Origin of the sequence: Thermomonas fusca, from assembly GCF_005862345.1 — a bacterium.
GTDB classification, from domain to species: Bacteria; Pseudomonadota; Gammaproteobacteria; order Xanthomonadales; family Xanthomonadaceae; genus Thermomonas; species Thermomonas fusca.
In genome coordinates this window covers 131,427-151,282 of record NZ_SROY01000005.1, presented here as the reverse complement: position 1 = coordinate 151,282, position 19,856 = coordinate 131,427, and the positions used below count along the sequence as shown (strand labels likewise).

The following is a 19,856-nucleotide window of genomic DNA, read 5'->3' as shown; positions in this document are numbered from 1 at the left end:
TTCAGCGCAGCGCCGCTTCCGGCACGTCCAGCTCCACCGACAGCGCCAGGTGGTCGGACTGCGCGGCGGGCAGCGCCTGCATCGTCGCCAGCGCCAGCGCCGGGGTCACCAGCATGTGGTCGATGGCACGCTGCGGACGCCACGAGGGGAAGGTGGGCACGCAGCGGTCGGGCGGCTGCAGCCGGGTCTTGCGATACAGCTGCTGCATCTCCGGCTGCTCCGGATCGCAGTTGAAGTCGCCCATCAGCACCGCGTGCGGCAGGCCGGCGAGGATGTCGGCGATGAAGTCGATCTGCGAGCGCCGCGACTGGCTGCCCAGCGAGAGATGCGCCACCGCGACGGTCAGCGCGTCGCGGCCCTCGCCGAAGGTGGCGGTAAGCACGCCGCGGCCCTTGACCCGGCCGGGCAGCGGGTGGTCCTCGACCAGCCGCGGTTCCAGCCGGCTGAGCAGGCCGTTGGCGCTGGAGGCCACCCCGGCCACGCTGCGGTTGGGCTGGTGACTCCAGTAGGCGAAGCCGGCGCGTTCGGCCAGGTAGTGGGTCTGGTTGGTGAAGCCCGAACGCAGGCTGCCGGGATCGGCCTCCTGCAGGCCGACGATGTCGTGGCGGCCGGCAAGTTCGGCGATGGTGTCCAGCGCGCCGCGCTTGTTGCCTGCCGGCAGCACGTGCGACCAGCTGCGCGCGACGTAGTCGTGATAGCCGCGCGTGCTGGAGCCGGCCTGGATGTTCGCGCTCAGCAGGCGCAGCCGGCGGTTGTGCATGGCGGCGGGATCAGCCCTGCGGCGCTTCCGCCGCGGCGGGCGCCGGCGCCGCCGGCGTGGCGGCACCGAGCTTGGTGCGTTCGGCGACGATCAGCTGGTTGATGATGCGGAACATGTCGTCCACACTCTTGCCCTTGACCCGGTACTTGCCGGCGACCACGAAGGCCGGCGTCCCCATCTGGTCGCCGTTGGCGAAGGCTTCGGTCATGTACTGGCGGGCGCGGTTCATCTTGGTGGCCACCGCGAAGCTCTGCATGCTGTTGAGGAACTGCCCGGGGTTGGCGCCGTAGTTGGCGTAGAACCCGGCGATGTCCTCCGGCTTGTCCATGCCGCGCTCGCCCTTCAGGGTCTGGTCGATGTGGATGGCGCGGAACATCGCATCGTGGGTCTTGTCGAGCAGGCCCATCGCTTCGGCGGCGTAGAAGGCCTTGGCGTAGTTGTCCCACATCGCACCGAACGCGGCCGGCACGTAGACGAAATGCACGTCCGGCGGCAGCTTGGCCTTCATCGCCGCCACCTGCGGCTGCACCGCGGCGCAGAACGGGCAGACGTAGCCGAAGAATTCGACCACTTCGATCCGGCCCGGCGCGGTATCGAACGGCTGGCCGTTCGCGATGGTGACGTAGTCGGTGCCTTCCACCGGCGGCGGCGCCTTGGCGGCGGCTTCGGCGGCGGCCTGCACCGCCGCTTCGGCCTGCGCGGCGCGCTGCGGGTCTTCGGCGCTGGCGGCCTGGGTGGTGGCCTGTTCGGCCGGAGCGGCCTCGCCGGCCGCAACCGGCGCGGGTGCGTCGTTCTTGCAGGCGGCCAGCGGCAGCAGGACGAGCAGGAGCAGGGCGTGGCGCAGTGCGGTCATGGCGGTTCCGTCAGTCGGTCAGGATCGGGGAGAGGCGGGCTTGGCCGGCGCCGGGCGCGCGGTCGCCTTGGGTTTCTGCTTTGGCGCCAGCGCGGCGACGACCGCGCGCGCATTGTCCAGCAGGCTTTCATAACTGTTGCCGAGGATCACGTAGCGCCCGGCCACGATCAGCGACGGCGTGCCGTCGATCTGGCTGCGGGCGCCGAATTCATAGGCCTGCTTCAGCTGCGGCAGCAGCCTCGCGTCGTTGGCCATCGCGATCTTGAGCGCGGTGGCATTGCTGCCCTGCACGCGGCTGGCGAAGGCGAGGATCTGGGCGGCGTCGGCATTGCGCGGCAGTTCACCGGTTTCATGGATCGCGGCGAACAGGCGCGGATGCAGCACCGGCAGGGATTTGGCGGCCTGCGCGGCGAAAAACACCCGCGGCCACGGATCGTCGCGGTCGTACACGCCCGGCACCAGTACCAGCCGGGCGTGTGCGGGCAGCTGCTTCGCCCACGCCTCCAGCATCGGCGAGAAGTGCGCGCAGTGCGGACAGGTGTAGGCGAACACCTCGGCCACTTCCACCATGCCGGGCGGCAGCGGCCGGTAGGGCTGACCGTTGTCGACGTAACGGTACTGCACGCCCTCGGTCAGGCCGGGCAGGACGCGCTGTGCCTGCGCGGGCGCGAGCGCGGTGGTCAGCAGCAGGGCAAGCGACAACAGCAGTGCGCGCATGAAATCAGGCTCCGGCGGTCAACTAAGGGGCCCGATGAGCATGCACGGGCCAGGGCCAACGCATGATGAAGCATCGCGCTCAGCGGGCGATGCTTTCCTTGGTGGTCCCGGGCGCGCGGGTATGCAGGCCCTGCACATAGCTGGCCAGCGAACGGATTTCCTCGTCGCTCAGCGACTTGCTGACCGCGGCCATCAGCTTGAAGTGCGCCGGCGCGGTGTAGGTGGTGGTACCGGTGCGGTATTCCTCCAGCCGCCGCGTCACGTACGCCGAATCCTGGCCGTGCAGGGCAGGGTAGGCCGGGCCGGGGTTGCCGGCGCCGGACGGGCCATGGCAGGCCATGCAGGCGGGCAGGCCGCGGGCGGGGTCGCCGCTGCGGAACAGGCGCTCGCCCACCTGGTAGAACTTCAGGCCCTGGTTGGGGCCTTCGGCAATCGCGGTATCGTCGGCCACGCCGGTGCCGGCCTTCTGGGTGGCGTACCAGGCGCCGACGTCGCGCATGTCCTGCGCGCTGAGGATGCCGGCGAACGGCGCCATGATCGCGGCCAGGCCGCCCGTGCGCTGACCGCTCTTGAACAGGTGCAGTTGCTCGGCGAGATAGCGTTCCGGCATGCCGGCGATGCGCGGCGCGTTCTGCTGCATGGCGTTGCCGTCGAGGCCGTGGCAGGCCGCGCAGGCGCCGGCCTTGGCCTGTCCGGCCTGGGCATCACCCCAGGTGGCGGGCTTCTCCACCAGCGGCGCGGTCTGCACCGGGGCGTTGTCGGGTGCGGCGACCGGCGTGCTCTGGGCCCAGGCGGCCGCGGCAAGAGCAAGACAGGCAACACCGGCAAGGGCATGGACAGGACGCATGCGTAACTCCACTGGCATAAGGACGCGGACAGGTGCCGCGCAACCTGCAAATTATGGTCGGCGCGCCCGGAGCGGTCAAACCGGACCTGCATCGGCGCGGACATGCCATGCTATGCCCATGGCTGCACCCAACCCGTTCGCGCGCGCCCAGTACCTGCTGGCCGCCCACAATCACCGGCAATTGCCGCCCGATGGCGGCTTCGAAGTGGCCTTTGCCGGCCGCTCCAACGCCGGCAAATCCTCCGCCCTCAACGCGCTCTGCCAGCAGAACGCGCTGGCACGCGTGTCCAAGACGCCCGGCCGCACCCAGCAGCTGGTGTTCTTCGGCTTGCCGCCGCACGAGAACAAATACCTGGTCGACCTTCCGGGCTACGGTTATGCCAAGGTGCCGCAGGACCTGCAGGCGCACTGGCAGGCCTTCCTCGAGGGGTATTTCGGCAGCCGCGACGCCCTGCGCGGGCTGGTGGTGGTGATGGACGTGCGCCATCCACTGAAGGAATACGACCGGCAGATGCTCGGCTACGCCATGCGCCGCGGGCTGCCGGCGCACGTGATCCTGACCAAGGCCGACAAGCTCGGTCGCGGCGCCGCCGGCAATACCCTGCAGGCGGTGCGGATGGAGCTGGCGCGGTCGTTCGCCGACAGCGTCAGCGTGCAGCTGTTCTCCGGCGAGTCGAAGCAGGGCGTGGACGAACTGCGCGCTGTGGTCGCCGGCTGGCTGGCGATATAGCCCAATTGCGCGCAATCACGGAACGCTGATGCCACAACGGCGTTGCTGCGGTGCCGCCGCGGCCCGGCTATCCTGCTTCGCCAAACCGATAGGCGATGCCGATGTCCGGACCCAGCACAGCCAGCGACACGCCGATCACCGACCGCCACCAGCTGGCCGAGGTGCTGGCCTCGGGCGAGAAGTCCCGCGAGGCGTGGCGGATCGGCACCGAGCATGAGAAATTCGGCTTCCGGCTGGACGACCTGCGCCCGCCAACCTTCGACGGCGAGCGCGGCATCGAGGCACTGCTGAAGGGTCTGGTCCGGTTCGGCTGGGCGCCTTACGAGGAAAACGGCCGGGTGATCGCGCTGTCGCGCGATGCCGCGTCGGTGACGCTGGAGCCGGCCGGCCAGCTGGAGCTGTCGGGGGCGCCGCTGGAATCCATCCACCAGACCTGCAAGGAAGTCGGCAGCCACCTGCGCGAAGTGCGGGAAGTGGCCGACGAGCTGAAGCTCGGCTTCCTCGGCATGGGTTTCCAGCCCAAGTGGCGGCGCGACGAAATGCCGTGGATGCCGAAAGGCCGCTACAAGATCATGCGCGACTACATGCCAAAGGTCGGCAACCTGGGCCTGGACATGATGACCCGCACCTGCACGGTGCAGGTCAACCTGGACTACGCGTCCGAAGCGGACATGGTGAAGAAGTTCCGCGTGTCGCTGGCGCTGCAACCGATTGCGACTGCGCTGTTCGCCGATTCGCCGTTCACGGAAGGGCGGCCCAACGGCTACCTCAGCTACCGCTCGCACATCTGGACCGATACCGACGCCGGCCGCACCGGCATGCTCGACTTCGTGTTCGAGGATGGCTTCGGCTATGAGCGCTACGTCGACTACCTGCTCGACGTGCCGATGTATTTCAGCTATCGCGATGGCGTCTACCACGATGCCAGCGGCAAGTCGTTCCGCGACTTCATGCAGGGCCGGCTGGACGTGCTGCCTGGCGCGCTGCCGACGCTGACGGACTGGAACGACCACATGACCACCGCCTTCCCGGAAGTGCGGCTGAAGAAATTCCTGGAGATGCGCGGCGCCGACGGCGGTCCCTGGGGCCGGCTGTGCGCGCTGCCGGCGTTCTGGGTGGGCCTGCTGTACGACGACGCGGCGCTGGATGCGGCCTGGGACCTGGTCAAGGATTTCAGCATGGCCGAGCGCCATGCCCTGCGCGATGGCGTGCCCAAGCAGGCGCTGGGGCTGCCGTTCCGCGGCGGCACGCTGCGCGAGCTGGCCCGCCGCGCGCTGGAGATTTCCGTCGCCGGCCTGCGTCGCCGCGCGGTACAGGATCGCTGCGGCGCCGACGAAACCGGCTTCCTCGACCCGTTGGTGGAGATCGTGGAATCCGGCAAGACCCCCGCCGAGCGCAAGCTGGCGCTGTTCCACGGTGAATGGCGCGGCAGCGTGGATCCGGTGTTCTGCGAGTTTTCCTACTGAGCGCAGGCGCGCGGCGCGGATAGTCCCATGCGCAACCGTTGACGCAACGCAGCAAAAATCGCGTTAGCCTGCGGCCATGGCCACTCCCGACGCGCCGCTGCGCGAGCAGCTTGATTTCACAGCCACCGACGCGCCGCTGCGCGACGATGTGCGCCGGCTCGGCGCGATGGTCGGCGACATGCTGGCCGAACAGGTGGCGCCGGTATTCCTTGAACAGGTCGAGGCGCTGCGGCGGATCGCGATCGCAAGGCGCGAGCAGGGCGAGCCGGTGGATGCGCTGGCGCAGCGGCTGGCGCAGGTGCCGCTGGCGCAGGCCGAGCCGCTGGTGCGCGCGTTCGCGGCCTACTTCAGCGCCACCAACGTGGCCGAACGCGTGCATCGCATCCGCCGTCGCCGCGACTACCAGCGGCTGGGCACGGCGCCGCAGCCCGGCGGGCTGGAAGCGGTGCTGCGCGGCCTGCGCGAGGAGGGCGTGACGCTGGCCGAACTGCAGGCGCAGCTGGCCGGGCTGTGCGTGGAGCCGGTGTTCACCGCGCATCCCACCGAAGCGGTGCGGCGCGCGCTGCTGCTGAAGGAAAAGACCGTGGTCGAACGGCTGATCGCCGACATCGACCGCACCCGCACGCCGCCCGAACGTCGCGCCGACGACGCCCGCATCCGCCAGTCGCTGACCACCGCCTGGCAGACCAACGAGGCGCCGCCGCAGCGGCCCAGCGTGGCCGACGAGGTCGAGCACGTCGGCTTCTACCTCGGCAGCGTGCTGTACCGGGTGCTGCCGGTGTTCTACGAGGCGTTTTCCGATGCGGTCGAAGCCGTGTATGGCGAACGCATCGCGCTGCCGCCGATGCTGCGCTTCGGCAGCTGGGTCGGCGGCGACATGGACGGCAACCCCAACGTCGGCGCGGCCAGCGTGCGCGACGCGCTGACCGCCCAGCGCGCGCTGGCGCTGGACTGCTATCTGGCCGACCTGCGCACCCTCGGCGACATCCTCACCCAGAGCCACGGCCATGCCGGCATCGATGCAGAGGTCGAGGCGCGCGCCGCCGCGCACCGCGCGCTGCTGCCGGAAGGCATGGTGCGCAACCGGCCGCGGTTGGCCGACATGCCGTACCGGCAGCTGCTGTGGGCGATGCGTGCGCGCCTGCAGGCAACCAACGAGGGCGCGGCGGGTGGCTATGCCGACGCGGCCGCCTTCATCGACGACCTGGAACTGATCGACGCCAGTCTGGCCCGGCACCGCGGCGACCACGCCGGCCGCTTCGCGCTGCGACGCATCCTCTGGCGTGCGCGCAGCTTCGGCCTGCACATGGCGGCGCTGGACCTGCGCCAGGACTCCGCCGTGCACGAGCAGGCGCTGGCTGCGCTGGAGGGGGATGCCGAATGGGCCGCGCGCCCGCTGCCGGCGCGTGTCGAGCGGCTGCATGCGCTGATCTCGGGCGCTGCACCGACCGATGCGGGCGCAGCCGACGCCATGGCCACGCTGGAGGTGTTCCGCGTCGTGCGCGAACTGCGCGCGGTGCTGGGCGAACACGCCTTCGGCCCCTACATCATCAGCATGGCGCGCAATGCCGCCGACGCGCTGGCGGTATTGGCGCTGGCGCGGATCGCAGGCTGCGTCGCCGACGGCGAAGTGCCGCTGGACGTGGCGCCGCTGTTCGAGACGGTGGACGACCTGGAGGCTGCGCCGGCGACGATGCAGGCGCTGTTCGCCGACCCCCTGTACCGCCGCCACCTGGCCGCGCGCGGCGGGCGTCAGGTGGTGATGCTGGGCTACAGCGACAGCGCCAAGGACGGCGGGCTGCTGGCATCGCGCTGGGCGCTGCAGCGCGCGCAGGTCGAGCTGCTGGACGTGGCGCGCTCGGCCGGCCTGCAGCTGGTGTTCTTCCATGGCCGCGGTGGTTCGGTCAGCCGCGGCGGCGGCAAGACAGAGCGGGCGATCATGGCAGCGCCGCGCGGCAGCGTGGCCGGGCGCATGCGCGTCACCGAGCAGGGCGAGGTGATCCATCGCAAATACGGGATACGCGCGCTGGCGCTGCGCAACCTCGAGCAGACCACCTCCGCCGTGCTGCGCGCATCGCTGCGGCCGCGCCCGCCGGAGCCGCGCGAGGGGCGGTGGCGCGCAATTGCCGCCGAGCTGGCGCAGGTCTCGCGCACGCACTACCGCGCGCTGGTGCACGAGCATCCGGACTTCCCGGCCTACTTCCGTACCGCCACCCCGGTGGACGTGATCGAGCGGCTGCACATCAGTTCGCGGCCCTCGCGCCGCCGCGACGGCGGCATCGCCAACCTGCGCGCCATCCCGTGGGTGTTTTCTTGGGCGCAGAGCCGTTCCGGCCTGACCGGCTGGTACGGCGTCGGCACCGCCCTGCGCCACGGCATCGACGCGCACGGACTGGATGCGATGGCGGCGATGGCCCGCGACTGGCCGTTCTTCACGGCGATGATCGACGATGTGGAGATGGCGATGGCGAAGTCCGACATCGACATCTTCGAACGCTACTCCGCGCTGGCCGGCGAGCTGCATCCGGTGTTCTTCCCGCGCATCGCGCGGGAGTTCGCGCTTGCCCGCGAGGCCATCCTGACGATCAGGCAGCGCGACGCGCTGCTGGCCGACGACTACCGGCTGCGCCTGTCGATCCGGCTGCGCAATCCCTACGTCGATCCGATCAGTCTGCTGCAGGTGGACCTGCTGCGCCGCTGGCGCGAAAGCGGGCGCGAGGACGAAGACCTGCTGCGCACGCTGGTGTCCACCGTCAACGGCATCGCCGCGGGGATCCAGAATACCGGTTAGGCGGACGGGCGCCACCGCTGCCGGTTTCGCCCTATACTCCCCACCAGTATCGGAGACGCCGCGTGCCGCACTCGCCGGAAGACAAGAAGCGCGCCACCACCCGCCTGCGCCGCATCCGCGGCCAGGTGGATGCGCTGGAGCGCGCGGTGGAGGCGGGCAGCGAGTGCGCGCCGATCCTGCAACAGCTGGCCGCGCTGCGTGGCGCGGTGAACGGGCTGATGGCCGAGATCCTCGACAGCCATCTGCGCGAGGAGTTCACCCAGCTCGCTGCCGATCCCCAAATCCGTAAGCAGCACCAGCAGAGCATCGACGAAGTGATCGCGCTGGTGCGGTCCTATCTCAAGTAATCCCTTGCTTCCAGGAGAACGCCCATGAAATCCCGCGCCGCCGTCGCCTTCGCCGCAGGCCAGCCGCTGCAGATCGTCGAGATCGACGTCGCCCCGCCCAAGGCCGGCGAGGTGCTGGTGAAGATCAGCCATACCGGCGTCTGCCATACCGATGCTTTCACCCTGTCCGGCGACGACCCGGAGGGCCTGTTTCCCTGCGTGCTGGGCCACGAGGGTGCGGGCGTGGTGGTGGAGGTGGGCGAGGGCGTCACCAGCGTCGCGCCGGGCGACCACGTCATTCCGCTGTACACCGCCGAATGCGGGCAGTGCCTGTTCTGCAAGTCCGGCAAGACCAACCTGTGCACGGCCGTGCGCGCCACCCAGGGCAAGGGCGTGATGCCGGACGGCACCACCCGCTTCAGCTACAACGGCCAGCCGCTGTACCACTACATGGGCTGCAGCACCTTCAGCGAATACACGGTGGTGGCCGAGGTTTCGCTGGCGAAGATCAACCCCGAGGCCAACCACGAGCAGGTCTGCCTGCTGGGCTGCGGCGTCACCACCGGGCTTGGCGCGGTGAAGAACACGGCGAAGGTGCAGGAGGGCGATTCGGTCGCGGTGTTCGGCCTCGGCGGCATCGGCCTGGCCGTCATCCAGGGCGCGAAACGGGCGAAGGCCGGGCGGATCATCGCCATCGACACCAATCCCTCGAAGTTCGACATGGCCCGCGACATGGGCGCCACCGACTGCGTGAACCCGAAGGATTTCGATAAACCCATTCAGCAGGTGATCGTGGAGATGACCGGCTGGGGCGTGGACCACAGCTTCGAGTGCATCGGCAACGTCAACGTGATGCGCGCGGCGCTGGAATGCGCGCACCGCGGCTGGGGCCAGAGCGTGATCATCGGCGTGGCCGGGGCGGGGCAGGAGATCGCCACCCGCCCGTTCCAGCTGGTCACCGGTCGCAAATGGCTGGGCACCGCGTTCGGCGGCGTGAAGGGCCGCAGCCAGCTGCCGGGCATGGTGGAGGAGGCGATGGCCGGCGAGATCCAGCTTGCGCCGTTCGTCACCCACACGATGGGCCTGGAGGGTATCAACGAAGCCTTCGAACTGATGCACGAAGGCAAGTCGATCCGCTCGGTGGTGCATTTCTGAGGGGGATGGCCTGATGGAACGCATCGAACACCGCGCCTGCTTCGGCGGCTGGCAGGACGTGTACCGGCACCGCTCGGCGGTGCTGGGCTGCGACATGAGCTTCGCGATCTATCTGCCGCCGCAGGCGCAGGACGGCCCGGTGCCAGTGCTGTACTGGCTGTCGGGGCTGACCTGCAGCGAGCAGAACTTCATCACCAAGGCGGGCGCGCAGCGCTACGCGGCGGAGCACGGCATCGCCATCGTCTGCCCGGATACCAGCCCGCGCGGCGACGGCGTGGCCGATGCCGATGGCTACGACCTCGGCAAGGGCGCCGGCTTCTACGTCAACGCCACGCAGGCGCCGTGGGCGGCGCATTACCGCATGTTCGACTACGTCGCCGACGAACTGCCGGCGCTGGTGGAAGCGCAGTTCCCGGTCAGCGATGCGCGCGCGATCAGCGGGCATTCGATGGGTGGCCACGGCGCGCTGGTGCTGGCGCTGTCGAAGCCCGGCCGCTACCGCAGCGTGTCGGCGTTCGCGCCGATCGTGGCGCCATCCTTGGTGCCGTGGGGGCAGAAGGCGTTTGCCGCCTACCTTGGCGATGACCGTGCGGCGTGGGCGCAGTACGACGCCAGCGCACTGATCACGGCGGCAGTGGAAAAGCTGCCGGTGCTGATCGATCAGGGCGAGGCCGATGAATTCCTCGAGGTCGAGCTGCAGCCGTGGCGGCTGAAGGACGCCGCCGATGCGGCAGGGCACCCGGTGTATCTGCGCATGCAGCCGGGGTATGACCACAGCTATTACTTCATCGCCAGCTTCATCGGCGAGCATATCGCCCACCACGCGGCGGCGCTGAAGGCATAGCGCCGCCCCAGCGGCGCTGCGGGATGGCTTCAGTCAGGCCAGCGTGAAGTCGGTATAGGCGAAGCGCCCGTCGCGCAGCACGGTGTCGCCGGGTTGCAGCGCCAGCGGCGCGGTGAACATCGGCCCGGCGGCAACGCAGGTGTGGAATTCGCCGCGCTCGCCGCAGGGGTCGATGGCGGGCGGCAGTTCCGCCAGCAGCGCGGCATCGAAGGCGCGACCGGCAAACGCGGCGTCCAGCTGGGTGGTGTCCACGCAGCACAACCGCGCCCGCAGGCCGCCTTTGATCATCTCCCGCGCCAGCTGCGCGGTGTCGCTGCCGAACAGCGGGAACAGCGGCGTCCAGCCCAGCTGCGCGCACAGCGTCTCGCGCCAGCTGCGGATGTCTGCGAGCAGCAGGTCGCCGTAGGCGATATGGGCCAGGTCCGGCCAGCGCGCCTGCGCACGCGCCAATGCATCGGTGAAGCTGGCGATGTAGCTCGTGTTGTCGGCCGCCTGCGGAATCCACGCTTCGATCAGCGGCAGTCCGGCGGCGCTGGCCTGCGCATGCAGCACGTCGCGATGGATGCCCTGCATCGATACGCGATCAAAGCCTTCGGTGAGGGTGGTAAGCAGGCCCACCACCTCGACTTCGCCAGCCGCGCGCAGCGCGTGCAGGGCCCACGCGGCGTCCTTGCCGCCGCTCCATGACAGCAGAACCGGGATCATGCGGTCGGGAGCCTCAGGCCGCGGTGACGTCGCGCAGCTGCCAGTGGCTGCCGGCCAGCAGCGCCATGCGCTGGCGCAGCAGCGCCGAGGACAACCGGGTGTCCACGATCAGGTCGATGTGCAGGTCGTCCTGCTGGCCTGTGACGCGGGCGGCAGGATCGGTCGCGGACAGCGCCGGGTCGACGTCGTCGGGCTCTTCCTGCCGGGCCTGCCAGCGCAGGAACAGGGTGTCGTCGCGCAGTGCCTGCTGCAGTTCCTCGGCGAATCCTTCCGCACCGCGCGAGCGGAAGCTCAGGTCGGGGTCGTTGCCGCGGGCCTGGTCGGGGTTGGGCAGGCGGATGTAATAGCGAGTGGTCATGGGCGATCCCGGGAAGATGTGTCCAGAGGCTAGCGGCCTGGCCGTGGAGGCGCCGTCACTGCTCAGCCGAAGCGGTGCGGGGGCGCAGCGAACGCCACCACCAACGCGCCGCGACCGACGTTCACCAACCCGGACAGGCCCATGAAGCTCTCGAACACTTCGACGCCGCGATCCTTGCACACGTCGCGCAGGTGCTGGTAGCCCGGCAGCGCGCGCATCTCGTCCAGCGCACCGCCGTAGCAGAGGTTGACGGTGGGGGTCAGCAGCCCGGACGCCACGCGTTCGGCGGTGAAGTCGAACAGCTTGCGGCTGGCCGCGGCAAAACCCTTCACCTTCGCCACCGGACCGGTTTCGCCCTGGTTGCAATGCAGGATCGGCTTGATGTCCAGCGCCGTGCCCAGGGTTGCGCTGAGGAAGCTGACGCTCTTGTCGCCGCGCTTCTTGATGCGGTTGCGCAGGTAGTTCAGGTCCGGCGCCACCATGTAGGCGTGGGTATTGCTGGCGATGGCCTCCAGGTGCGCGCGGATCCGCGGCGGCGACTCGCCGGCGGCGCGCATGCGCACCGCTTCGATCACCGGCACGCCGACCCCGGCGAATACGCTCTGGCTGTCGATCACCCGCAGCGAGAACGGAGTGTTGTTGCCTGAGGCGGCCCGCACCGCCTTGTAGTCGTTGAGGATGGTGAAGCTGGCCTGCTGCGCGTTGTCGTGGATGCCGCTGCGGGTGCGGGTGGTGGTGATGCAGAACACGTAGTCGTAGTCGTGCACCAGCTTGCCCAGGAACAGGTCGTGCACCTGCTGCACGGTGAACGGGGTGGTTTCCGCCTCGAACGCCCGCGCGGCGGTTTCGCCGCTGAGGAAGTTCATCGTCGCTTCCTCGTTGCGCACGTCGGCCAGCACCGCCTGCCCGATCTGCACGGTCACCGGCAGGATGGTGATGTTCTCGCGTTCGATGAAGTCGTTTGGCAGGTCGCAGGCCGAATCCGCGATGATCCCGATGCGCATGTTGTCCTCCAGCCCCCCGTTCAGTTGCCCACGACCGTACCGCAAGTCGGGCGTGCGTGCATGCGCCCGCGCGGCACCGGTGCGTCCCGGAGAGCGCCGCCGTTCAGCTGCGCGCGCCCCGGTTTGCCGCGGGCGTCAGCGGGCGTCGGCCGGGTAGGCGCGCGGCAACTGGCCTTCCTGGGGCGTGCCGGCGGCGCGCAGGTAGCGGTCGCGCAGCTCGGTCTGGCGGCTGCGCATCGGGATCGCGCGGCCGTCCAGCCACAGCTGCCGGGCGACGCTGGCCACGTCCAGCGGATCGCCGCTCCACAGCACCAGGTCGGCGCGCTGGCCGACGGCGATGGTCGCGCCGATGTCCGCGCCCGCGCCCAGCGCCGCCGCCGGCACCGAGGTCAGGCCGGCCAGGCCCGCTTCCCAGGGCAGGCCGTTGGCCACCGCGTTGCCGGCCAGCTGGCGCAGCTTGCGTGCGTTGTGGGAGGCGTCGCCGCCCTGGAAGAACGACACCTTCACCCCGGCCGCGTGCAGGCGCCCGGCGTTCTCCAGCGTGGCGCCGATCTCGTCGAAATCGCCGGGCAGGTTGGCCAGCACGTCGACGAACACCGGCACGCCGGCCGCGGCGATCTGCGGTGCCACCTTCCAGCCTTCCGCCGCGCCCACCAGCGCCACCCGCACGCCGCGCTGTTTGGCCCAGCGCAGCAGGCGGACGATGTCGGCCGCGCGCTGCACCCGCGCCAGCACCCGGCCACCGCCGCCGAAGTATTTCGCCAGGGTGGAGCGGCCGGCGGGGGTGAGCAGGGCGAACTGCGAGTCGGCCGGGATGCGCCCGCGCACCTCGTCGATCAGCTGGTCGAGCAGCATCCACTGCGCCGCGCGCGAGCTGCCGCTGAGGTTGGCGCCGGCGCCGCCGAGGGTGACGAACAGTGCGCGCGGGCCCACCGCGTCCAGGCTGCCGTCCAGCCGCACCACGCCACCCTGGCCGCCGATCAGCGAGCCGCCGGGACGAGTGCCTGCCGCCAGCAGGGTCCAGCCGACGCCTTCCACCCGCGCTACCGGCACCAGCACCGAATCCGGGTTGTAGGCCAGGGTGACGTCGAACTCCGGCCGCACCTGCATGTCGGCGGCGTTGGCGCCCAGCGCCAGGGTGGCGTCGACGGTGCTGGATTCGCCGGAGACTTCCTCCACGCCGATGTCGGTGATGCCGCCGAACAGCGACGGCGTCAACGGCTGTCCCTGCGCATCCACCACCTTCGCACTGCCGGTCGCCAGACCGCTGCCGATGGCGGCGATGCGGCCCTGCTTCACCAGCACATCGGTGTTGCGCAGGGTGCCGCGCGCGCTGGCGGTGTGCACGGTGGCGTTGCGGATCAGCAGGTCCTGCGCCTGCGCAAGCCCGCAGGCGCCGAAGATGGCCGCCGCCAGTGCCAGCCGCTTGAGGATGGGGGCGCTCATCGCACGCCTCCCGGGACGGTCTCTTGGCCGAGCAGGAAGTCCGAGGTCGGCTGCCGCGCCGGGTCGCGGCGGTCGTACAGCCGCGCGCCGTCCACGTAGACCTGTTCGGCCTGGGCGAAGCTGCTGAATGGACTGCCGTTCCACACCACCACGTCGGCCATCTTGCCGGCCTCCAGCGTGCCGGTCTGGTCGTCGATGCCCATGGCCTTGGCGGGGTTGCGGGTGAGCCACTGGATGGCGTGTTCGGGGCTGATGCGGATGCCGACGCGGCCGGCGTTGGCGATCACCTTGGCTGCCTCTTGGTTGAGCCGCTGGATGCCCTCGGCGGAATCCGAATGCACGATCGCGCAGCCGCCGGGCACGCGGTCGACCAGCGCGATGTTCTCCTGGATGCCGTCGAAGCTTTCCATCTTGAAGCCCCACCAGTCCGCCCACAGCGCGCCGCAGACGCCTTCCGCGGCCAGCCGGTCGGCGATCTTGTAGGCCTCCACGGCGTGGTGGAAGGCGGCGATCCTGAAGCCGAACTCCTTGGCGAGGTCGAGCATGATCGCCATCTCGTCGGCGCGGTAGCAGTGGATGTTCACGCGAATGTCGCCGTTGATCGCGCCGGCCAGGGTGTCCAGCTTCAGGTCGCGCTTGGCCTCAGCGTCCTTGCCGCCGGCCTTGCGCTTTTTCATGTAGTCGGCGGCATCGGCGAACGCGGCGCGGTAGCCGGCCACGTTGCCCATGCGGGTGGACGGGCCGCCGCGCTGGCCGTAGACGCGCTTGGGGTTCTCGCCGCAGGCCATCTTCAGGCCCCACGGCGCGCCGGGGAACTTCATGCCCTGGTAGGTGGTGGCAGAGATGTTCTTGAGGGTGACGCCGCGCCCGCCGATCAGGTTGGCGCTGCCGGGCAGGATCTGCAGCGCGGTCACGCCGCCGGCCAGCGCGGCGTGGAAGCCGGGGTCCTGCGGCCATACCGAATGTTCGGCCCACACCTGTGCAGTCACCGGCGCGGTGGCCTCGTTGCCATCGCTGTGCGCGCTGGCACCAGGGCTGGCGTAGACGCCCAGGTGCGAGTGGATGTCGATGATGCCAGGGGTGATCCACTTGCCGGTGGCGTCCACCCGCACCGCATCGCCGCCGGTTGCAAGGCCGTTGCCGACCGCGACGATGCGGCCGTCGCGCATCAGCACGTCGGCATCATCCAGCCGCGTGCCGGTGCCGGTCAGCACGGTGGCGTGCTGCAGCAGCACCGGCGGCGAGGCGATCCGCTGGTAGGTGCTGGGGTAGGGATCGGCGGCGAAGTCGTACGGCTTGGCGGGCGCAGCCGGCTTCTGCGGCGCACTCGCGCAGCCGGCCAGCAGCGCCGCCAGCACGGCGGCGGTCAACGGTTTCATGCGGTGGTTCCCCTGGTGCGGAAAAACGATGCACGCACCCTAGCGTCATCGCGCGCAGGCCGCCACATGACCGAGGTCATGGGGCCGGGCTTAGAATCCGGGAAACGAAAAGGACCGCGATGAAAAGCAAACAGGAGATCGTCGACAACTGGCTGCCGCGCTACACCGGCGTACCGCTGGAGAGCTTCGGCCAGCACATCCTGCTGACCAACTTCGGCGGCTACCTGTCGCATTTCTCGGAAATGACCGGCGCGCCGGTGGTCGGGATCGACCGGCCGATGCCCAGCGCCACCGCCGATGGCATCACCCTGATCAACTTCGGCATGGGCAGCCCCAACGCGGCCACGGTAATGGACCTGCTGTCGGCGATCTGCCCGAAGGCGGTGCTGTTCCTCGGCAAGTGCGGCGGGCTGAAGAGGAAGAACCAGCTGGGCGACCTGGTGCTGCCGATCGCGGCGATCCGCGGCGAGGGCACCAGCGACGACTACCTGCCGCCGCAGGTGCCGGCGCTGCCCGCGTTCGCCCTGCAGCGCGTCATCTCCACCAGCATCCGCGACATGGAGCTGGACTACTGGACCGGCACCGTGTTCACCACCAACCGCAGGGTCTGGGAACACGACGACGCCTTCAAGGAGCGCCTGCGCGCGATGCGCTGCATGGCCATCGACATGGAAACCGCGACCATCTTCGCCGCCGGTTTCGCCAACCGCATTCCCTGCGGCGCGCTGCTGCTGGTGTCCGACCAGCCGATGATCCCGGAGGGCGTGAAGACCGAGGCCAGCGATGCCAAGGTGTCGGCCGAGTTCGTGCAGAACCATATCCGGGTCGGCATCGAATCGCTGAAGCTGATCCGCCGCAACGGCAAGTCGGTGCGGCACATGAGGTTCGACGAGTGAGCCGCGACACCGCCGCTGCGCTGCTCGCGTTCTGGCGCGACGCCGGCATGGGCAAGTGGTTCCGCGGTGGCGCCGCGTTCGACGAGGAATGCCGCGCGCGCTGGCAGGCCGCGCATTTCGCCGCCGCGCGCCGCGAACATGACGGCTGGATGGCCGATGCCGACGGTGCGCTGGCGCTGGTGCTGCTGCTGGACCAGATTTCGCGCAACATCTTCCGCGGCAGCGGCCACGCCTTCGCCACCGATCCGCTGGCGCTGTACTACGCTGCGCGCGCCATCGACGCCGGCTTCGATGCACGGGTCGAGCCGGCGCTGCGGTTCTTCTTCTACATGCCGTTCGAGCATTCCGAAGCGATGGCCGACCAACAGCGCGCGGTGGAGCTGTTCACCGCGCTGGATGATCCCGATTTGCTGGGCTATGCGGTGGCGCATCGCGACGTGATCGCCCAGTTCGGCCGCTTCCCGCATCGCAACGCCGCGCTGGGGCGGATCAACCGGCCCGACGAACAGGCATGGCTGGACGCCGGCGGCGGCTTTTGACGGATTCCGCAGGCGCGCACCGCCGGGTGCGCGCCGCGGGCAGGTCATGCGGGAAGTGTCCGCACGACCTTCGGTGCCTCAGTAGCGCGCCACCGCCGGGTCCAGGTCGGCCCAGGCCACCATGCCGCCGGCCACGTTGTAGAGCGCCTTGAAGCCCAGCGCGCGGAAGTGCTCCGCCGCCTGCCCGCTGCGGGCGCCCGACTGGCACAGGAAGGCCAGAGCGGTGTCCTTCGGCAGCGCCTCGATTTCCTCCACGCCGTCGTCGAAATGGCGATACGCCACCGGCGCTTCCGCCAGCGCGCGTTCATCCGCCGGGCGCACGTCCACCAGCACCAGGGTGCCGGCCTGCACGCGCTCGCGCACCTGCGCCGGGGTCAGCGCCTGCACCTTCGGCGGGGCGTTGGGGTTGTCGATGATCAGGCCCTTGCCGCGGGCATCGTCGGCCCAGTCGATGGTCATGCCGCGCGCGCGCTGCGCGCTGAGCAGGTCGAACTGGGCGCGGATGCCGGCGGATTCGCTGGCGATGGCACTATCGTCCACCGGTGCCAGCTGCAGGCGGGCGTTGTAGCCCTTGTCCACCTCGACCTGCAGCGCATAGCCCTCGCCGGCATTGGACAGCGCGGACTTCAGCATTTCGGCGGCGGCCGGGGTGATGGTGATCTGCGGCGGCGTGCGGTCGGGCGCAGCCACGCCCAGCGCGGCGTGCAGCTCGCCGCTGGCGGCCATCTGGGTGACGATGTCGCAGCCGCCGACCAGTTCGCCGCGGATGTAAAGCTGCGGAATGGTGGGCCAGTCGCCGTAGGCCTTGATGCCTTCGCGGATTTCCGGGTCGGTCAGCACGTTGACGTGGGCGTAGTCGGCGCCGGTGGCGTCCATCGCCGCGGCGGTCTTGGCCGAGAAGCCGCACTGCGGCGCATCCGGCGTGCCCTTCAGGAACAGGACGACGGGGTTGGCGGCCAGCACGGATTCGATGCGGGCGCGCAGGGCGGGGTCGAGGGACATGGTGCAGCTTCCGACGTGGGGAGAGCCGCCAATTCTACGCCGGCGGCCGTGGCTGGCCGGATGACGCGGGTCAAGCTGCGCGGCGCCGGTGGCCGCCGGATGCAATGGCGGGCAATCAGGGCGTCGCCAGCAGCCGTCTCGCCAGCGGCAGCGCCGCCTCGGCCCAGCGTGCGTATTGCAGCGCGGACGGATGCAGGCCGTCGGCCGCAAGCATGTCGGCGGTCTCGCCCGTGCGGGAAATCGCGGTGATGTCCACGAACGCCACGCCCTCGGCCGAGCACAGCTCGCTCGCGGCGGCGTTGTAGGCGTCCAGCTCCTGTGCGATCCGGCACGGGCTGCGCAGTTCGCGGCGGGCGAATGGCGTCACGCCCCAGTCGGGGATCGACAGCACCAACACCCGCGCGGCGCGCTGGCGCGTTAGCGCAATAGCACGCTGCAGCAGCGCGGCAAATTCCTCGCGGTAGTCGTCCACGCTGCGCCCGCGGTACTGGTTGTTGACGCCGATCAGCAGGGAGACGAAATCCCAGTCGCCCAGCGGTTCGGCCGCGTCCATCGCCGCCGCCAGTTCGTCGGTGGTCCAGCCGGTGGTGGCGATGATCCGTGGCTCGCCGATCGCGATCCCCGCGTCGCGCAGTCGCGCCGCCAGCTGCGCCGGCCAGCGGCCCGCATCCCCGACGCCTTCGCCGATCGTGTAGGAGTCGCCGAGGGCGAGGTAGCGGAGCACCCGTCGCGCTTACGCCACCGCGCTCTGCCGCTGCGCGCGTTCGGCGCGGCGGGTCAGCACGCGGTCGACGCGCGAAAACACCTCGCGCAGCACCGGCGCTTTCGGCAGCAGGGTGACGCGGAAGTGGTCGCGGTAGGGCACGTTGAAGCTGGTGCCGGGGACGATCAGCACGTCCTCCTGCTCCAGCATCTCCAGCGCGAAGTCGTGGTCGTCCAGGCCCTGCGCGGCGGCACCGACGATGCGCGGGAAGCCGTACAGCGCGCCGGCCGGCGCTACCAGCGACAGGTGCGGGCTGGCGGCGCAGCTGTCGATCAGCGCGCGGCGGGTTTCATACAAGCGTCCGCCGGGGCGCACCAGTTCGCCGATGGTGTCGGTGCCGTGCAGGGCCTGTTCAATGGCGAACTGGCCCGGCACGTTGGCGCACAGGCGCAGCGCGCCCAGCAGGTCGAGCGCGTGGTGGAAATCGCCGCAGGCCAGCGGATCGCCCGACAGCACCGCCCAGCCGACGCGCCAGCCGCAGGCACGATGCACCTTCGACAGGCCGCCGAAGCTCATGCACGGCAGGTCGCCGGCCAGCGGCGCGACCGGCTGGAACACCGCGTCGTCGTAGAGGATGCCGTCGTAGATCTCGTCCACCAGCAGCAGCAGCCGGTAGCGTTGGGCGATCTCGACGATGCGCTCCAGCAGCGCGCGCGGGTAGTTGGCGCCGGTTGGGTTGTTCGGGTTGATCAGCACGATCGCGCGGGTGCGCGAGGACACCAGCGATTCGATCTGTTCGGGATCGGGCAGGAAGCCGTTCTCGCGGTCGCACTTGTAGTAGACCGGGCGGCCGTCGTTGAGGATGGTGGCGGCGCTCCACAGCGGGTAGTCGGGCGAGGGCACCAGCACTTCCTCGCCGGGGTTGAGCAGCGCGCGCAGGGAAATATCGATCAGCTCGGACACGCCGTTGCCGACGAACACCCGCTCCGGCGATGCGTTGGGCGTGCCGCGCGCCTTGTGGAAGGCGGCGATGGCCTCGCGCGCTTCCGGCAGGCCCTGCTGGTGGGTGTAGGGGTCGGTACGGGCGATGCCGCCGGCGATGGCGTCCTGCAGATGTTCCGGCGCGCGGAACCCGAACGCGCCGGGATTGCCGATGTTGAGCTTGATCAGCTTGCGGCCCTGGCCTTCCAGCTCCCGCGCTCGCCGCGCCAGTTCACCCCGGATTTCGTAGCGGACCTCGGTGAGGCGCGTGCGGGTGGCGATCCTGTTGCGGGGGTTGAACGATGACATCGGCGTGAACGCAGGGAGGGGGGAAGCAAAGCCTAGCGGAAAATG

General features: G+C 70.0%; 20 protein-coding genes. 8 read left to right on the top strand and 12 right to left on the bottom strand.

Annotated elements, in window-relative coordinates:
- Position 1 precedes the first annotated feature (1 nt).
- From E5S66_RS11535 to E5S66_RS11520, 4 genes are all read right to left on the bottom strand, one after another.
- Positions 2-760: an endonuclease/exonuclease/phosphatase family protein gene (locus tag E5S66_RS11535; RefSeq protein ID WP_138349401.1), complete on the bottom strand. Its 759-nt coding sequence runs from the start codon at positions 758-760 to the stop codon at positions 2-4.
- 10 nt (positions 761-770) lie between these two features.
- Positions 771-1,613 carry a thiol:disulfide interchange protein DsbA/DsbL gene (locus E5S66_RS11530; RefSeq protein ID WP_138349399.1) on the bottom strand — a complete coding sequence of 281 codons (843 nt, stop codon included), beginning with the start codon at positions 1,611-1,613 and terminating at the stop codon, positions 771-773.
- A gap of 18 nt (positions 1,614-1,631) precedes the next feature.
- A complete protein-coding gene (locus tag E5S66_RS11525) occupies positions 1,632-2,330 on the bottom strand; it encodes a thiol:disulfide interchange protein DsbA/DsbL (protein ID WP_138349397.1) in 699 nt (232 codons plus the stop codon).
- A 79-nt stretch (positions 2,331-2,409) separates the two neighbouring features.
- Positions 2,410-3,195 (bottom strand): c-type cytochrome, encoded by a 786-nt coding sequence (locus tag E5S66_RS11520; RefSeq protein ID WP_425472221.1) that lies wholly within the window; start codon positions 3,193-3,195, stop codon positions 2,410-2,412.
- 100 nt (positions 3,196-3,295) lie between these two features.
- On the opposite strand from E5S66_RS11520, the gene yihA reads away from it, so the two are divergent.
- The 6 genes from yihA (at position 3,296) to fghA (ending at position 10,489) form a co-directional block, all read left to right on the top strand.
- Positions 3,296-3,907, top strand: a complete 612-nt coding sequence (yihA, locus tag E5S66_RS11515; RefSeq protein ID WP_138349395.1) for a ribosome biogenesis GTP-binding protein YihA/YsxC — start codon at positions 3,296-3,298, stop codon at positions 3,905-3,907.
- Between the two features lie 101 nt (positions 3,908-4,008).
- Positions 4,009-5,373, top strand: a complete 1,365-nt coding sequence (locus E5S66_RS11510) for a glutamate--cysteine ligase (protein ID WP_138349394.1) — start codon at positions 4,009-4,011, stop codon at positions 5,371-5,373.
- A 76-nt stretch (positions 5,374-5,449) separates the two neighbouring features.
- Positions 5,450-8,164, top strand: a complete 2,715-nt coding sequence (gene ppc / locus E5S66_RS11505; RefSeq protein ID WP_138349393.1) for a phosphoenolpyruvate carboxylase — start codon at positions 5,450-5,452, stop codon at positions 8,162-8,164.
- Between the two features lie 62 nt (positions 8,165-8,226).
- Positions 8,227-8,511 (top strand): formaldehyde-responsive transcriptional repressor FrmR, encoded by a 285-nt coding sequence (frmR, locus tag E5S66_RS11500; protein WP_138349391.1) that lies wholly within the window; start codon positions 8,227-8,229, stop codon positions 8,509-8,511.
- Between the two features lie 24 nt (positions 8,512-8,535).
- On the top strand, positions 8,536-9,645 hold the full coding sequence (locus tag E5S66_RS11495; RefSeq protein ID WP_138349390.1) for an S-(hydroxymethyl)glutathione dehydrogenase/class III alcohol dehydrogenase: 1,110 nt from the start codon (positions 8,536-8,538) through the stop codon (positions 9,643-9,645).
- Between the two features lie 13 nt (positions 9,646-9,658).
- Entirely contained in the window at positions 9,659-10,489 is an 831-nt protein-coding gene (gene fghA / locus E5S66_RS11490) for an S-formylglutathione hydrolase (protein WP_138349389.1), read from the top strand.
- A gap of 33 nt (positions 10,490-10,522) precedes the next feature.
- Here fghA and E5S66_RS11485 read toward each other — a convergent pair whose 3' ends face one another.
- The 5 genes from E5S66_RS11485 to E5S66_RS11465 form a co-directional block, all read right to left on the bottom strand.
- The gene (locus E5S66_RS11485; RefSeq protein WP_138349387.1) at positions 10,523-11,194 is read right to left on the bottom strand and encodes an adenine nucleotide alpha hydrolase; all 672 of its coding nucleotides are present in this window, start codon (positions 11,192-11,194) and stop codon (positions 10,523-10,525) included.
- 13 nt (positions 11,195-11,207) lie between these two features.
- On the bottom strand, positions 11,208-11,552 hold the full coding sequence (locus E5S66_RS11480) for a hypothetical protein (protein WP_138349386.1): 345 nt from the start codon (positions 11,550-11,552) through the stop codon (positions 11,208-11,210).
- Between the two features lie 62 nt (positions 11,553-11,614).
- Entirely contained in the window at positions 11,615-12,556 is a 942-nt protein-coding gene (locus E5S66_RS11475; RefSeq protein ID WP_138349384.1) for a DegV family protein, read from the bottom strand.
- 135 nt (positions 12,557-12,691) lie between these two features.
- Entirely contained in the window at positions 12,692-14,002 is a 1,311-nt protein-coding gene (locus E5S66_RS11470) for an amidohydrolase family protein (protein WP_138349382.1), read from the bottom strand.
- The gene (locus tag E5S66_RS11465; RefSeq protein WP_138349380.1) at positions 13,999-15,381 is read right to left on the bottom strand and encodes an amidohydrolase; all 1,383 of its coding nucleotides are present in this window, start codon (positions 15,379-15,381) and stop codon (positions 13,999-14,001) included. Before E5S66_RS11465 ends, E5S66_RS11470 begins: the two co-directional genes overlap by 4 nt.
- Positions 15,382-15,500: 119 nt before the next feature.
- Between E5S66_RS11465 and E5S66_RS11460 the strand changes: the two genes are divergently transcribed.
- Both E5S66_RS11460 and E5S66_RS11455 read left to right on the top strand, forming a co-directional pair.
- Positions 15,501-16,277 carry an AMP nucleosidase gene (locus E5S66_RS11460; RefSeq protein WP_138349378.1) on the top strand — a complete coding sequence of 259 codons (777 nt, stop codon included), beginning with the start codon at positions 15,501-15,503 and terminating at the stop codon, positions 16,275-16,277.
- Positions 16,274-16,816, top strand: a complete 543-nt coding sequence (locus E5S66_RS11455; protein ID WP_281278281.1) for a DUF924 family protein — start codon at positions 16,274-16,276, stop codon at positions 16,814-16,816. Before E5S66_RS11460 ends, E5S66_RS11455 begins: the two co-directional genes overlap by 4 nt.
- A 78-nt stretch (positions 16,817-16,894) precedes the next feature.
- Here E5S66_RS11455 and grxD read toward each other — a convergent pair whose 3' ends face one another.
- The 3 genes from grxD to E5S66_RS11440 all read right to left on the bottom strand — a co-directional run bounded on the left by grxD (position 16,895) and on the right by E5S66_RS11440 (position 19,811).
- The gene (gene grxD, locus E5S66_RS11450) at positions 16,895-17,818 is read right to left on the bottom strand and encodes a Grx4 family monothiol glutaredoxin (protein WP_138349376.1); all 924 of its coding nucleotides are present in this window, start codon (positions 17,816-17,818) and stop codon (positions 16,895-16,897) included.
- Positions 17,819-17,933: 115 nt separating this feature from the next.
- Positions 17,934-18,542, bottom strand: a complete 609-nt coding sequence (locus E5S66_RS11445; RefSeq protein WP_138349374.1) for an SGNH/GDSL hydrolase family protein — start codon at positions 18,540-18,542, stop codon at positions 17,934-17,936.
- 9 nt (positions 18,543-18,551) lie between these two features.
- Positions 18,552-19,811, bottom strand: a complete 1,260-nt coding sequence (locus E5S66_RS11440; RefSeq protein WP_138349373.1) for an aminotransferase class I/II-fold pyridoxal phosphate-dependent enzyme — start codon at positions 19,809-19,811, stop codon at positions 18,552-18,554.
- Positions 19,812-19,856: the final 45 nt, after the last annotated feature.

What these genes read in the sequence shown, in the direction of transcription:
- E5S66_RS11535 (WP_138349401.1), bottom strand. Translation starts at nt 760, where the DNA reads ATGCACAACCGCCGGCTGCGCCTGCTGAGCGCGAACATCCAGGCCGGC.
- E5S66_RS11530 (WP_138349399.1), bottom strand. Translation starts at nt 1,613, where the DNA reads ATGACCGCACTGCGCCACGCCCTGCTCCTGCTCGTCCTGCTGCCGCTG.
- E5S66_RS11525 (WP_138349397.1), bottom strand. Translation starts at nt 2,330, where the DNA reads ATGCGCGCACTGCTGTTGTCGCTTGCCCTGCTGCTGACCACCGCGCTC.
- E5S66_RS11520 (WP_425472221.1), bottom strand. Translation starts at nt 3,195, where the DNA reads ATGCCAGTGGAGTTACGCATGCGTCCTGTCCATGCCCTTGCCGGTGTT.
- yihA (WP_138349395.1), top strand. Translation starts at nt 3,296, where the DNA reads ATGGCTGCACCCAACCCGTTCGCGCGCGCCCAGTACCTGCTGGCCGCC.
- E5S66_RS11510 (WP_138349394.1), top strand. Translation starts at nt 4,009, where the DNA reads ATGTCCGGACCCAGCACAGCCAGCGACACGCCGATCACCGACCGCCAC.
- ppc (WP_138349393.1), top strand. Translation starts at nt 5,450, where the DNA reads ATGGCCACTCCCGACGCGCCGCTGCGCGAGCAGCTTGATTTCACAGCC.
- E5S66_RS11495 (WP_138349390.1), top strand. Translation starts at nt 8,536, where the DNA reads ATGAAATCCCGCGCCGCCGTCGCCTTCGCCGCAGGCCAGCCGCTGCAG.
- fghA (WP_138349389.1), top strand. Translation starts at nt 9,659, where the DNA reads ATGGAACGCATCGAACACCGCGCCTGCTTCGGCGGCTGGCAGGACGTG.
- E5S66_RS11485 (WP_138349387.1), bottom strand. Translation starts at nt 11,194, where the DNA reads ATGATCCCGGTTCTGCTGTCATGGAGCGGCGGCAAGGACGCCGCGTGG.
- E5S66_RS11480 (WP_138349386.1), bottom strand. Translation starts at nt 11,552, where the DNA reads ATGACCACTCGCTATTACATCCGCCTGCCCAACCCCGACCAGGCCCGC.
- E5S66_RS11475 (WP_138349384.1), bottom strand. Translation starts at nt 12,556, where the DNA reads ATGCGCATCGGGATCATCGCGGATTCGGCCTGCGACCTGCCAAACGAC.
- E5S66_RS11470 (WP_138349382.1), bottom strand. Translation starts at nt 14,002, where the DNA reads ATGAGCGCCCCCATCCTCAAGCGGCTGGCACTGGCGGCGGCCATCTTC.
- E5S66_RS11465 (WP_138349380.1), bottom strand. Translation starts at nt 15,381, where the DNA reads ATGAAACCGTTGACCGCCGCCGTGCTGGCGGCGCTGCTGGCCGGCTGC.
- E5S66_RS11460 (WP_138349378.1), top strand. Translation starts at nt 15,501, where the DNA reads ATGAAAAGCAAACAGGAGATCGTCGACAACTGGCTGCCGCGCTACACC.
- grxD (WP_138349376.1), bottom strand. Translation starts at nt 17,818, where the DNA reads ATGTCCCTCGACCCCGCCCTGCGCGCCCGCATCGAATCCGTGCTGGCC.
- E5S66_RS11440 (WP_138349373.1), bottom strand. Translation starts at nt 19,811, where the DNA reads ATGTCATCGTTCAACCCCCGCAACAGGATCGCCACCCGCACGCGCCTC.